The organism is Desulfobacter hydrogenophilus, from assembly GCF_004319545.1.
Lineage (GTDB): Bacteria > Desulfobacterota > Desulfobacteria > Desulfobacterales > Desulfobacteraceae > Desulfobacter > Desulfobacter hydrogenophilus.
Genome location: NZ_CP036313.1, coordinates 1,187,047 through 1,200,138 on the forward strand (window position 1 = coordinate 1,187,047; position 13,092 = coordinate 1,200,138).

General features: G+C 50.4%; 13 protein-coding genes and 1 tRNA gene. 7 read left to right on the top strand and 7 right to left on the bottom strand.

The window, feature by feature from the left end; translation table 11 throughout:
* Nucleotides 1–299: 299 nt before the first annotated feature.
* Genes EYB58_RS05180 through lexA form a run of 4 tightly spaced genes read right to left on the bottom strand, consistent with a single transcriptional unit; the run spans nucleotide 300 to nucleotide 5,952 of the window.
* Complete coding sequence (locus EYB58_RS05180; RefSeq protein ID WP_111956419.1) at nucleotides 300–3,290, bottom strand: DNA polymerase III subunit alpha; 2,991 nt, start codon at nucleotides 3,288–3,290, stop codon at nucleotides 300–302.
* The gene (locus tag EYB58_RS05185) at nucleotides 3,287–4,519 is read right to left on the bottom strand and encodes a DNA polymerase Y family protein (RefSeq protein ID WP_111956417.1); all 1,233 of its coding nucleotides are present in this window, start codon (nucleotides 4,517–4,519) and stop codon (nucleotides 3,287–3,289) included. The genes EYB58_RS05180 and EYB58_RS05185 overlap by 4 nt, the downstream gene beginning before the upstream one ends.
* Complete coding sequence (locus EYB58_RS05190) at nucleotides 4,516–5,310, bottom strand: DUF72 domain-containing protein (RefSeq protein ID WP_111956415.1); 795 nt, start codon at nucleotides 5,308–5,310, stop codon at nucleotides 4,516–4,518. The genes EYB58_RS05185 and EYB58_RS05190 overlap by 4 nt, the downstream gene beginning before the upstream one ends.
* 3 nt (nucleotides 5,311–5,313) lie before the next feature.
* Nucleotides 5,314–5,952, bottom strand: coding sequence for a transcriptional repressor LexA (lexA, locus tag EYB58_RS05195; protein WP_111956413.1), 639 nt, complete (start codon nucleotides 5,950–5,952; stop codon nucleotides 5,314–5,316).
* Nucleotides 5,953–6,170: 218 nt separating this feature from the next.
* Between lexA and EYB58_RS05200 the strand changes: the two genes are divergently transcribed.
* From EYB58_RS05200 to EYB58_RS24405, 4 genes are all read left to right on the top strand, one after another.
* The gene (locus EYB58_RS05200) at nucleotides 6,171–6,653 is read left to right on the top strand and encodes an ABC transporter ATP-binding protein (RefSeq protein ID WP_242637567.1); all 483 of its coding nucleotides are present in this window, start codon (nucleotides 6,171–6,173) and stop codon (nucleotides 6,651–6,653) included.
* 24 nt (nucleotides 6,654–6,677) lie between these two features.
* Entirely contained in the window at nucleotides 6,678–6,824 is a 147-nt protein-coding gene (locus tag EYB58_RS23835) for an ABC transporter ATP-binding protein C-terminal domain-containing protein (RefSeq protein ID WP_242637568.1), read from the top strand.
* 113 nt (nucleotides 6,825–6,937) lie between these two features.
* Nucleotides 6,938–8,071 (top strand): branched-chain amino acid ABC transporter substrate-binding protein, encoded by a 1,134-nt coding sequence (locus EYB58_RS05205; protein ID WP_111956411.1) that lies wholly within the window; start codon nucleotides 6,938–6,940, stop codon nucleotides 8,069–8,071.
* 28 nt (nucleotides 8,072–8,099) lie between these two features.
* On the top strand, nucleotides 8,100–8,657 hold the full coding sequence (locus EYB58_RS24405) for an ATP-binding cassette domain-containing protein (protein WP_249060448.1): 558 nt from the start codon (nucleotides 8,100–8,102) through the stop codon (nucleotides 8,655–8,657).
* Between the two features lie 61 nt (nucleotides 8,658–8,718).
* Here EYB58_RS24405 and EYB58_RS05220 read toward each other — a convergent pair whose 3' ends face one another.
* Nucleotides 8,719–9,297, bottom strand: a complete 579-nt coding sequence (locus tag EYB58_RS05220; RefSeq protein ID WP_111956409.1) for a lipid-binding SYLF domain-containing protein — start codon at nucleotides 9,295–9,297, stop codon at nucleotides 8,719–8,721.
* Between the two features lie 46 nt (nucleotides 9,298–9,343).
* Complete coding sequence (locus tag EYB58_RS05225; RefSeq protein ID WP_111956407.1) at nucleotides 9,344–9,700, bottom strand: cytochrome c3 family protein; 357 nt, start codon at nucleotides 9,698–9,700, stop codon at nucleotides 9,344–9,346.
* A 485-nt stretch (nucleotides 9,701–10,185) separates the two neighbouring features.
* Here EYB58_RS05225 and EYB58_RS23840 point away from each other — a divergent pair, with 485 nt between their 5' ends.
* Nucleotides 10,186–10,272, top strand: coding sequence for a hypothetical protein (locus EYB58_RS23840; protein WP_242637644.1), 87 nt, complete (start codon nucleotides 10,186–10,188; stop codon nucleotides 10,270–10,272).
* 114 nt (nucleotides 10,273–10,386) lie between these two features.
* On the opposite strand, the gene EYB58_RS05235 is transcribed toward EYB58_RS23840, so the two are convergent.
* Nucleotides 10,387–11,787 (bottom strand): ATP-binding cassette domain-containing protein, encoded by a 1,401-nt coding sequence (locus EYB58_RS05235; protein WP_111956405.1) that lies wholly within the window; start codon nucleotides 11,785–11,787, stop codon nucleotides 10,387–10,389.
* A gap of 178 nt (nucleotides 11,788–11,965) precedes the next feature.
* On the opposite strand from EYB58_RS05235, the gene EYB58_RS05240 reads away from it, so the two are divergent.
* On the top strand, nucleotides 11,966–12,595 hold the full coding sequence (locus EYB58_RS05240; protein ID WP_111956403.1) for a 5' nucleotidase, NT5C type: 630 nt from the start codon (nucleotides 11,966–11,968) through the stop codon (nucleotides 12,593–12,595).
* Between the two features lie 110 nt (nucleotides 12,596–12,705).
* A tRNA-Sec gene (locus EYB58_RS05245) sits at nucleotides 12,706–12,803 on the top strand.
* Nucleotides 12,804–13,092: the final 289 nt, after the last annotated feature.

A 13,092-nucleotide genomic window follows, 5' to 3' on the forward strand; every position in this document is an offset into this window, starting at 1 on the left:
TGCAAATGTTATACCAGCTGCGTCCCCTCGGACAGACCCAGCAGGCGCAATTAATTGAAATTACAAGGGGAAAAACAGCACAAAATACCACACAACAAATCATCTATAAAATCATAATATTTTTTTTAATCCACAAAAATGTAACCTTGGGCACCAAAGAGGCATTCAAAAATGTTATTTTCTATTAGAAAATGCCTTAAGTATCTCTTTATATCTCGGGTTTCAAGCCCAATAGGGGATTATGTTTGGCCCCTTGGAGAAAGGGGCTGTGCCAAAAAGCACATAATTGTAATTTTATATCAAAGACGACCCACCTGGCTGACGGTTAATGTAATTGCCCCCCACTCATTTTCCACCCGGCCGGAAAGTACATATGGATATCCATTATCAAGGACATGGGAAAACCGAATATAGGTCCTGGGAAAAAAGACGGTCTCCACCAAGCCGGTATCATCTTCAAAGGTAAGAAATTTCATGGGGTCACCCTGCCTGGTTTTCACAAGCTTGCCTGTAATCAGCCAGCCTGCAAAACATATGTTTCGGCCAACCATATTGGGCAAATCCACAGCTTTAATCGTGTTGAGATTCTGGAATTTTTCCCTTACCAGCTTCATGGGGTGACAGGCCGCTAAAAAACCCAGCACGACAAATTCCCGGCGAAGCCGTTGAAGGGGAGGATCCGGAGGCAAATTCGGAATGTCATGCATCTCCGACCCAAACAGATCAAGCCGGTCCGCCATAGACCGTCGACCTGCTTGCCAGACGCAATATGCCCAGGCTAAAGCCGCACGGCTTGTGCCCGGCAAAAGGCCGTCAAGGCAGCCGCTGTCCGTAAGGGCCCGGGCTTCATCCTCCCTGGGGGCAACGCGGTTAAAAAAATCAAAGCAGTCTGAAAACATGGCCTTTTCCCGTTCCAGCATAATTCTATCCATGGTTGTCCGACCCAGGGTTTTGATGGCAATCAGCCCGACCCGGATCTCATTTTTAAGTCCGGTCCAGCACACCCGGCTGTGCCGGACATCCGGCCCCAGAATCGTTATCCCCATACGCCGGGCTTCGGACACATAGGCAAAGGTGGAATAAAAGCCGCCCTGGTTGGATATCACTGCTGCCATGAATTGCGCCGGGTAATGGGTTTTTAGATACGCAGCCTGGAATGAGACCCGGGCATAGGCCGCCGAATGAGCTTTGCAAAAGGAGTAGCCTGAAAATGAGAGAATCATATACCAGATTCTCTCCACAGCGTCCGAAGAAACGCCTTTGCTACGCGCACCTTCAAAAAATTCAGCCCTGAAAACCTCAAGTTTTTTGTGTCTGTCTTTTTTGGACATGACCTTGCGCAGTTCATCGGCACGGGCATGGGTAAAGCCGGCCAATCGGACCGCAGTCTTTGATACATCCTCCTGAAACACCATGATGCCGAAGGTCTCGTCCAAAAGCCCTTCCATTAAAGAATGAAGCGGTTCACAGACACCTGAATGGAGGCGTTGAAGATACGCATTTATAAATTCGTTGGCAGCGGGCCGGATAATACTGGAATGAATGACCAGATGGCGAAAATCACCCTGACCGGATTTTTTCTGAAGCAGGCGCATGGCAGGGCTTTCAATATAAAAACAGCCCATGGTACGGCCCTGGGCCACCTGCTGCTGGGTGGCCGGGTCATCTTCCGGGTCAATGTCCTGGAAATCCGTAAATTGCCCTTGGGTATCCCGGATTGAGGCAACACAGTCTCTGATGACACCCAGGCTGCGGTTGCCCAAAAGATCTATCTTGACAAGGCCTGCGGCTTCGGCACCCTCTTTTTCCCATTGGATGACAGGAATGCCCTTGGGGGCATCTTCCACGGGGGCATAGGTGTCAATGGAGCCTGGGGTGATAACAACGCCCCCCGGATGAACCGACAGATGCCTGGGGGTTTCGATAAGTCTGTTTGCAAGGCAAATGATCCTTGACCAGGGATCAGCCAACTGCCCTGATTTCCCGAGATGTTCAGAATCTAATGCATTGCTGCCCCTTAGAAATGAAACCTCCCGGCACAGCCGGGAAATTCCCAGCTTTATTTCAGCTTCGGGCAGGCCAAATACCCGGGCGGTTTCCCGTACTGCCATCCGGGGCTGGAACAGGATGTGGCTTGCCACCATGGCAGACCGGCCTTTAAACCGGTTCAACACATGCTTGAGCACGGCATCCCGTTCATCCCATGCAAAATCCACATCAATGTCCGGGGGATCCCGGCGTTCCGGATTGAGAAACCGTTCAAAATAAAGGTTGTGCTTGATGGGACAGACATTGGTGATGCCCAGACAATATGCCACGATGGACCCAGCGCCGGAGCCCCTGCCGCAGGTGCGAGAGGCTTGCTTTACAATATCAGCAACCACCAGGAAATAGGCGGAAAAACGTGTTTGTTCAATGATGGCCAATTCGTGGTCAATGCGCGTGAGCACCCGCCCCGAAAGGCTTGGCCCATACCGTTTGATGGCGCCCACCATGGTTTTTTCCCGGAGCAGCCCCGTGCAGGTCTGCCCCAAAGGCGGTGTGTACGGGGGCATGACAATACCAAAGCCAGGGCCTGTGAATTCAAGACGTTCTGCCAGAACCCGAGTGGCGGTTACGGCTTCGGGCATGGCGGCAAATTTGCAGACGTAGTGGTCGGGGCTGCCTAAAAATGCGTTAGCGGGTGCCATCTGCCCCAAAGGAGGCCGGGACAGGCTGGTTTTGGTAGCAATGACCCGCAACAGGGTATGGATCCCATGATCCTGTGGGGATAAGAAATAACTGTCCGGGGCAGCCACTAAAGGGCAGTTTGCCACCCGGGCCGCACGGCACAGGGGGTGATGCAGGGAAACCGGTACGCGTCCGATAGAGGCTGCGATATCCAGAGCCATACCCTGGCGGGAAAGTGTGTGCCAATGGGTCAGGCATTGGACAGACGGGGTCAAAAGGACCAGGCCCTGTCCAAGGGGCGGCACGGCCTGTGCCAGGTTAAAGTCCGGGTCCCTGTGGCGTCGGGTAAGCAGCCTGCACAAATTGGCGTACCCCGTGTTGTTTTTCACCAGTGCCACAACTTTGGTGCCCGCCTTCGGGTCAGTGATTTCAGCACCCACCACGGGTCGTAAATCAAATTCGGCACAGGCATCGAGGAACGGCCACAGACCGTAAAGATTATTGGTGTCTGTCAGGGCCAAAGCGTTATAACCCAAAGCCTTTGCCCGGGCGCACAAATCCCGGACCCCTGGAACACCCCGCATCAACGAGTAGTGGGAGTGAACTGCCAGCGGGATCATGGCACAGCAGGTTCACCCGGCATTCTTAAAGCGGCCCCGAGGGTAATGGCCCCGGAGCCGAACCGGTCACTGATACGGAAGGCCGCCCGTTGAACCTTACGCGTTTTATCTTTTTTGGGGTCCTTATCCGGCGCCTGGAACAAGTCGGCCTGAACGGGTAAAACGAATTGATCTGTCCGGACAGGAACCGTACTGCATGCAAGGCTGATATGCCGGATGCGAACTCTGCGTTGCCAGGTACGTACAAACAGTGCCCATGTCTGACTGAACATGAAAAGAGTGTCGTCTCGTATCTGGGTGCATCTGCCATGGTGCTGGATTCCGTCGGCGTAGGACAGGCACAGGTTTAAGTCCCTGGGGCATGCCCGGCTGCCCGATAGATCCCGGCTGAGTCGCCGGCTTAAAAGGGCAATACAGGCTTTCAGTTCATCTTGCTCGTTGGTATCTGTGGCAAATTCATGATCAACAACCAGCTCTGATACCAGGCCGGATGCCGAATTTGGGGCAGAACCCGGTTTTACGGGATTGGTGTCTATACCCTGGAGGATCCGGTGAATGAAATACGCCCTTTCCGCAAAGGGAATAGCCAGCTGGGCCAGGGTCAGTTGCCGTAGATGACACACGGTTTCAAGATTGAAGCGAGCCGCGATCCGGGCCTCATGGCGGCTTATACCGGGCAGTTGTTTAAGGGGAAAGGGGGTAAGAAAATCCGCTTCCTCACCAGGCCCCACAATATATTCGCCCAGGGGTTTGACCAGCCGGGTGGCGGCCTTGGCCACCAATTTATTGGTGGCAAGGGACCAGACAGAATCCAGGCCCATCTGTTTTTTGATTGCTTTTTTCAATCGGAAGGCCACATCCGGGCCCGGGCCGTAAAGCCTTGTCGTGCCGGTGATATCCAGGAAAAGATGGCCGTCACCCATACCGGACTCCACGGCCGGGGTAAATGCCAAACCCTGCTTGGTAATCTCTTTCATGGCCTGTGCATACCGGTTGAAACGGGGTGGCAGAACCTTAATGTGCCTGTGTCGGGACAATACTCGTGACAGGGGCATGCGTTTGCGGATGCCCTCCCGGAAGGCCGGTTCATTCATGTCATACACCACAGCCCGGGGTGCCTCCAGGGGCGCAATGACCACGGGTCTGTCTTTTAAATCCGGAGAGGCCATGGTTTCCAGCCGGGCGGCAAAATCAGCAATGTTCAGATGAATGATGGACCGCGGCCTCATGACTGGGCACTGAGTATGTCGATCAACCGCCGGCAGTTATTGGGCGCCTGTCCCCTGACGTGGTTATTGAAAAATACGGCGCCTGTGTCTGCAGCTGGGCCAAGGGTATTGGAAATGGTTCCGGCAAGGGCCTTTAGTTCGGTTTCACTGTAATTGTAGTCAAACTGTTTCTGCATATTGCCCGAGCGCCAACCCTGGCTGTTTCTGCCGTGCAGACGCAGGTAAAAAAGCCGGCGGTTGGTAACAATGTCTAATCTTGGAAACAGGCTGGGCAGGCCCGGGCCATCCACGGTCACCAGGGTAACTGCCCGACGTTCGAATTCATAAAACACCTTGTCATGGACCCAGGAGGGATGCCGGAATTCAACGGCAACGGGCAGTCCTGAAAGCTCATCCAGCAAGGCTGCCAGATAGAATCTGCGTTCCGGGGTACGCGTAAAATAAGGTGGCAGCTGAACCAGTATGCACAAAAGGCAACCTGTGTTTTCCAAGGGGGAAATGCCCTGGCGGAACATCAGAACTTCCCGGATCCATCCTGTTTTATCCACTTCATGGGTCATGGTGCGGGTGAGCTTGACGCTGAATTTGAACCCTTCGGGCACCTGGGCTGCCATCCGTTCCAGGGAACGGGCCTTGGGCATCTGGTACCAGGTGTAGTTAAGCTCCGTGGCCTTAAACATTCCGGCATAGGCCGGCAGCATATCGGCCGCATGGGTGCCGGCCGGGTAAACTCCTGCGTCCACCCATTCAGCATAGGAGTAACCGCTGGTACCGGCACACAATCTATCCACCGGCTATTCCCCTTCCATAACCTGGGCGGAGCGAATAATGCCGATCACCTTACCCTGGATCATGATATCGTCAAACCCATAGGTCTGGGGACTGAAGGCAGAATTCTCCGGGCGCAGTTCAATGTGGTCGGCATGCAGAAAAAACCGTTTGACCGTGGCTTCCTCCCCGTTGATCAGGGCCACCACAATTTCCCTGTCCACGGCATACTGCCGGGGTCTGCAGATGGCAATGTCCCGGTCAAGGATACCCGCGTCTTTCATGGACTGGCCCTGGATCTTCAGGGCAAACAGGTTGTCGCCGGGATACAGGGTATCATCCACCACAAGACTGCCGTCCCACTCCTGGGTGGCATAGATGGGAAGCCCTGCCGTGATCCGTCCCACAATGGGGACAATCTTTTTGCGATGATCCGCGTCCGTAACGCCGGTTTCTTCCAGGATAACGATGTTTCTGCTGTACCGGCCCAGCCTGCGGATATACCCTTTGGTTTCAAGCAGTTTCAGTGTTTGTGCCACGGCGGCATGGCTAATGGCAAGGCTTTTGCCCATCTCTCTAAGACTTGGCGCCTCTCCGGATTGCCCAAGCGAGGACGTTAAAAAGCCCATGACTTTTTTTTGTTTTTCTGTAAGTTTTGGCCTCATGTTTGCTGTTCCTTCCCGTTGATTCTTAATACCATGTCAAAAGTTGAGCTTAATGTAAATGTTAATGTTAATCTTTTTGTGAATATTTATAAAAATGTGTAGGTAAAGTTAAATATTGACAAACCAAAATTCAATGAGCTACAGAAAACAAACCTATGGAACAATTTGTGCGATGCTATTTGAATCATTTTTAAGATGTTAACCTTAATGGATTTACGATGGCTCAATTAGAACTTAAAAAAATCAGTGTACGGTTTGGCGGGCTCCTTGCTTTGTCCAAATTGAGTTTTACCATCGGCAACGGCATCAAGGGCAAACGTCCCTATGTCATTTTTGAAAAAGGCATTGCCAGAACGTTTCAAAATATTCGTCTGTTTTCAGCCATGACGGCTGTTGAAAATGCCATGGTGGCCAGGCATTGCAGGACGGGAAAAGGAATTATCGGCTCTATCCTGCACACCCCGTCCCAGAAACGGGAAGAAGCCTGGATTCGGGAAAAAGCGTTGGATGCTCTTAAATTTATGGGTGTGGATAAATATGCAGACACCGTGGCCTCCAATCTACCCTATGGCCTGCAGCGGCGCCTGGAAATCGCCCGGGCCATTGCGTCTGAACCCCAGGTGTTGCTTTTGGACGAACCTGCAGCCGGTATGAATCCCAGTGAGTCTGCAGAATTGATGCATGATATTGCGCGCATGTAAGATCTTGGCATTGATGTGCTTTTAGTGGAACACGACATGAAAGTGGCCATGGGTGTGTGTGAACATATTGTTTGTGTTGATCATGGTGTGAAGATTGCTGAAGGATCTCCTTCTGAGATTCAGAAGGATCCCAATGTAATAGAGGCAGATCTTGGTCAGCCGGCCAATTAATAACAGCCATGGGCCGGCCGGGTCAATCAACACCCAGCCCTGCCCCACAACAAAAGTTGCAGAACCTGTGGAGGTTAGACAGACTGTCTTATAAATTTTTTTTAGGAGGAAAAATGAAAAAAGTTATTTCCATTTTAGTTTTAGGCCTGTTCCTGGTTACCTGCCTTGCAGCCAGCGTGTACGCAAAAACCTTGAAAATCGGATCCATGAGTCCGCTGACAGGCCCCTATACCTCTACGGGTACAGACATCAAAAATGGCGCACTCACTGCCATTGGGGTTATGGTGGAACAAGGCGGAATTCCCGGATATGACAAAATAGAGCTGGTCCCCCAGGATACGGCATGCAACCCCCGCCAGGCGGTTGCTGCAGCCAACAAGCTGATCAACGAAGAAGTCACCGGCGTTGTGGGTGCATATTGCTCTTCTTCCACCATCCCGGCATCTGAAACCCTGGATAAAGAAAATATCATCATGATTACCCCGGCCTCCACTAATGAGATGGTTACGGACCGCGGACTTGCCTATATGTTCCGTATGGCTGGCCGTGATGATGACCAGGCCCCGGCTGCTGTACGTTTCATCAAGGAAAAACTGAAAGCCAAAACCCTTTTTATCGTTGACGACAAAACCACATATTCCCAGGGCCTTGCAGACGGTATTGAAAAATCTGCCAAAGGAATGGGCGTCGATGTTGTGGCCCATGAACATGTAAACCAGGGTGACAAAGACTTTTCTGCGATCCTGACACTTGTCAAAAGATCCAATGCAGACGTGTACTATATGTCTTTACAAGGTTTTTCCCCGGCTGCGATGATGACCCTGCAGGCTAAACGCCTGGGGTTGAAATCCCAGATCGTTACCAATGATGCCGTTTTCCAGCCCCGGTACATGGACGTGGCCAAGGACGCCGCCGAAGGCGTTTACCTGACGTATGGATATACCGACCCGACAACACCGGAATATAAAGCATTTGCAGATCGTTATGTTCCCAAATACGGCAAAATTGCTGCCTATGCCACCTATGCATATGACTGTGCCATGGCTTATATGAAAGCGGTCAAGGCTGCCGGTACCACAGATCCTGCCAAAGTGAAAGCAGAATTGATGAAACTGGATTATCAGGGTGTTTCCAAGCACATAAAGTTCAACAAAAAAGGCGATTCAGGGTCTTCCTACATTGCCTTCAAGGTTATAGACGGCAAGTTTGTCCCTTACTGGGATCCTGCAAAAGGCCTGCTCAAATAAGGCCCAAGTGCAAAACAAACCCTGCCATATGGCTTGCCTTTTCATCCGCCTTCTTCGTTGTGTCAATGGGTACATATATTTAATATGCTCCCATTGCCACGGCCCTGCCGACCTGAGTCTGGCTGGCGGTATTGCTGATTTTTGCCCTGGCCTATCCCCAGCTTGCCGGGCGTTACGGCACGGATGTGGCCATCAGTGTGTTGAATCCGCCATGGTGCCGTGCATGGTGGTTCTGGGCGGCATGGGGTCTATTCCGGGCGTTATTCTGGGTGTTATTGCGCTGATCGCTTTACCCGAGGCTTTCCGCCAGTTTGAATCCTACCGTATGCTGATTTTCGGTCTGAAGAAAAGGAGGGATAGGCCCATGAGTGAACAGCCAATACTTGAAATGAAAAACGTCCACGCCGGGTATGGGTCCATCAAGGCCCTTGAAGGGGTGTCCATAAAAGTCATGCCCGGAGAAATCGTGACGATGATCGGGGCTAATGGCGCAGGCAAATCCACAACATTGATGACCATCTGCGGGATTGTTAAAGCCAGTGCCTATATTTCAAGAAGATGTAAAAAGCAACAGCTTTTAAAATAATACGGCCCAAAGTGTTTATCCCTTGGGCCGTTTTTGTTTGTATTTTTATGCGGACAAGTGTTTATTTAAATAAGTTGACATCAAATTTCTGCCCGCCAATGGCGGCTTCATACATCAGGCCGCCTTTGGCGTGAATAAACACAGCCATTCCTTTATAATACCCTGTTTCTGCCTGTATTCCCGTGGCCGGGCCAGCACTGGCTCCGGCTGTTCCGCCATCACTGCCAGCCTTGGCCTGGATCCCTGCAGTAACCACTACGGCTGAAATCGAGGCATCAAATTCATATGACCCGTTGGTAAATTCATCATAGGCCCGTTTGTCCTGGAAAAAGATGATTTCAGAAAACACCTGCCCACCCAGCTGAAACCCAACGGTAATTTTGGTAATGGTGGCGGTACCGGTGATCAGACCGTCCTGATAAACCCGGCCCTGGCCATAGGCGCCTCCGACAACGAAGCCTCCCTTGCCCACGGTGGGAAACACGACATAGCCATAGCAGCTTTCAAAAAAAGGCCGGACCGCCTCGGCCCTTTTAAACACATGAATCGCACTGGTGCATGAATCCGCAAACGCCGGAACAGTACAAAAAAAAGCGAAAAGACCTGTCAGCATAATAATAGAAAATTTTGAGGATTTCATTAGTGACTCTCCTTTAAAGGTTGGGGTAGTATGTCGGGCAATCCTATCAGGAGTGGCAGGCGTTGCAACTGGTAGGTCCGGATTTTTCCCCGGCCTTTCTTTTTGCTCTATGACAGACAAGACAAGTTTTATTCATCACCTGTTTCGCCTTAAGCGCACCGGTCTTCTTTGCGTCATCCAAAGCGCCCGTTTTTTTTTCAAAATCCTTGTGACAAACGGCGCAATCCTCGACAACGGCCTGGTGAAGTTGATGTTTAAAGTAGACAGGGCCTTTGCTGCCGCCGTTCAGGGTCAGTTCAGGGCGGCCGGGATCCTGGGCCATTATGCCGGACACCGGAATCAATGACAGTCCTGCAACTATACTGCAGGCGGCAAGGCAAGTTGTGATCACTTTTTTGTTCATTTTTTTGTCCTTTTTTTAATGTTACCGAATTAAGGGACTAAGACTAAGGGACTCGAAAAGAATCTGACCAAATTATTACCACAGATGTTCGGGAAAAAACAAGAAAAGGTGACTTCGTGATTATTCCCAGCATTTCTGATCCCTTGACTATACGCTATACTTTAAATAAATTAGCGCAAAGTCCACATGACCGTCACAATAAGTTGTTGCATTACTTTCGTGGTTTGTTGTGGGGTGAGCTTGGGTGTTGATATACAATGTATCACTCCGCCTCCGTGGACAATGAAACCAAAATCCTCAGCAGATCCAGATGGGCGTTATAACGGGCGGGCTCTTTGGTCCCATCGTCAGGGTGATCAACTATCCTTTTATATTTAAAATATCATAAGCAGGCAAATGAAATTCTGGACGGCCCTTTGGCCAACAAATTTTAAAAAGCCTTGAAACTTCCGGGTTTAAAGAGATCTGCTTTTTCCGAAAACAAATTGAGGAATCTGACCAACAGTAAAAGGCCCATAAATACCCCCGAAGATATCAATGGGTTGAAAATCTGGGTCATGGACTCTGCCTGATTGTCTCGGCAAGTGTTACCGGACAAAGTATCGGGGCTGTGAGCCGCCGTGTTGTTCCTTTTTTACTGGTGCTCCTTGTGGATCTTCTTCTGATATTTTTTTATCCACCAAACACTAATTTCCCATGCGAATGTGGGAGACAAAAAAATGCCTGAACTCATCCTCCCTGTGGCTGACGTATAAAATGGTGCTTAATTGTTCCGTTGCCACCTGACCTAAAAAATCCAGGACCGCATTGCGGTTGGCCCGATCCAGCCCATGGGTGGGTTCGTCCAGCACCAGAAGATCGGGCAGTTTTATCAGGGCCCTGGCAATGAGTGCCAGTCGCTGATCTGCATAAGAAAGACTACGGAAAGGGGCTTCTGCCTTATCTGCCAGGCTGATTCGTTCCAGCCAGGCCAAGGCTTTTTTTTCATCTTCAGGCCCTGGGTGCTGGTACAGGCCAATGGTATCATAAAGACCGGATATCACACAGTCCAGAACGCTGCCGGCCACCCGGTAGTTGCGGTGAAGATCCGTGCTGACAATGCCCATCCTTTTTTTCAACTCCCAGATGGACTCCCCGGTGCCCCGGCGGGTGCCGAATATCCACAACCGGTTCCGGTAGCAGGCGGGATGATCGCCTGTGATCACCTGCAGCAGGGTTGATTTACCGCATCCATTGGGGCCTGACACCAGGGTATGGTCGCCCGCAGGTATGCACAGGTTAAGATGGGAGAAAACAGGCCTGCCCGAATACCCCGCATGGCCGTCTTCCAGTCTGACCAGTTCCTTTGAATGCGGCATTTTTCCGGGCACAGCGTCTTGGGAAAAAGCAGTTTCTGCTGGTTTTAGATCATTGACGTCCGCTGAAAAGTTCGCCTGCCCCTGCAATTCAAAAACCTTGGGTAATATGTCCTGTCGAGACCCTTGAAAGGTCATGTGCCCATTTTCAATCACCGCAATATGGGTGGCGCTGGGGGGAATATCCCCGGGATCATAAACAAAGGCCAGAATGCCCATCCCGCAAACCCTGCAATGTTCCAGTGCCAGATCAAGCTGCCCGCACCCAGCCTTATCCAGGCCGTCAAAGGGAGATTGTATCAACAGCCATTGACTGCCCGAGGCGATCCTGGAAAGCAGCAGCAATTTTCTTGTCTGGCCCGTGGACAACTGCCGATAGCCCTGGTCCAGGACCTGATCCATACCAAAGGCGCGGATCATATCCGTGTATTGATCCGGATTATGGATAAAGGCCCGGGCAAAGGTACCCGGGTCCAGACGGTCCATAAAATCAGTATCGTCATCTTTGAGTTCCTGTTCAAAGACCTCCTGCTGCCGGGCAAAGGAAAAAATGCCCATATCTTTGGGCAGACAAATTTTAGCCTCCGGAATTTTTGCGTGATCTGGGGACAACAGACTGAAAAAGGAATCAATCCCGGACCGATTTTGGCCCAGGATACACCAAAACTGCCCGGGTGACGCTTCAAACAAAGGAATATGTATATTAGATGTTTTTACATTTTCAATTTTCATGGCTGTATTCAACCAGTTTTACGGCATTTCAGCAAGCCTGAATTTTCTATGGGAGACGGGGCCAATGCCGCTTTTTCCGTATTTGAACAATTGATTTTGCAAAACACCTGATATTCTGGTAAAAGCCTTCAGTGGAACATAATACCGTGTTGAATGTGTAACAGAAAAGGGTAAACAAGTGATCGGTTTTCAACCCAAAACGATATATGTGGATGTGGATGATGTCGTGTCCAGAACCACAGAAACTTATCCGGATGTTGTGGCCCAGGAGTTCGGTAAGACCGTGTCTCTTGAAGACCTAACCGGTTTTGATTTGAAACTTTGTTTTCAATTGACGGATAATGAGTTTCAATATTTTTTCGACCTGGTTCATCAGTCTGATTTTCTTTTGGGATTTGATCCGGTGGAAGGGGCGGTTGAGACCCTGAAGGCCTGGGCTGATAGAGGCCATATCATTGATATTGTAACCGGGCGTCCGACCTCGGCCCAGGATGCGACCTTGGCCTGGCTTAAAAAAAATGGGGTGCCTTTCAGGGGATTTATCATGGTCGATAAATACAATCGTCCCGGAAATGACATGTCCCTGGCCATTTCAAAAGAGGAGTTGTCCATGATGGATTACGATCTGGCCGTGGAAGATTCCCCGGACATGGCTTTGTTCCTGGCCCGGGACATGGGGGTGTCCACGGCATTGATCCACAAGCCCTGGAACCGGAAGTGCACCATACACGACAACTTGATTCGGTGTATCTCCTGGAACGAAATTTACCCCATGGTCAAAGAATTGGCACTTGAAGAATATGAGTAAATTCTTTGGTGCAGAAACGAAAGAAACAATATCTGCACCGCGCATATTTGTTGGGACTTTTAAAACAAATTGACAAGCAAAGAACTAAAAGTATATTTTATATAAATTGCGGAAGCACGCGGCTCACTGGTGGGGCCCTCGGACTTCAAATCCGATGTGGGGCGCTAATACCGTCCCGGGTGGGTTCGATTCCCATGTGCTTCCGCCATTTTTATCATATTGAAATTCTTCCAAATACAATCAATATTACGATTCAGTAACATCCATCCTATAATGCCCAGTTACCTTATGTTTACCCCGGCTTTTATCATCAAAGTTGACTGTGGGACAGAGCTGGAAAGCTATAGGGATATGGCAATCGATCTGTGCTGTCCAGCATGCTATAAGACATACAAACTTCAAGATGCAAGTGTGGCAACAATCTAAGAACAAATAAACTTTTCAACGTTAGAATCACGCTCTCCAATGGCAAATGGAAGTCTAAGCAAGTCAATACT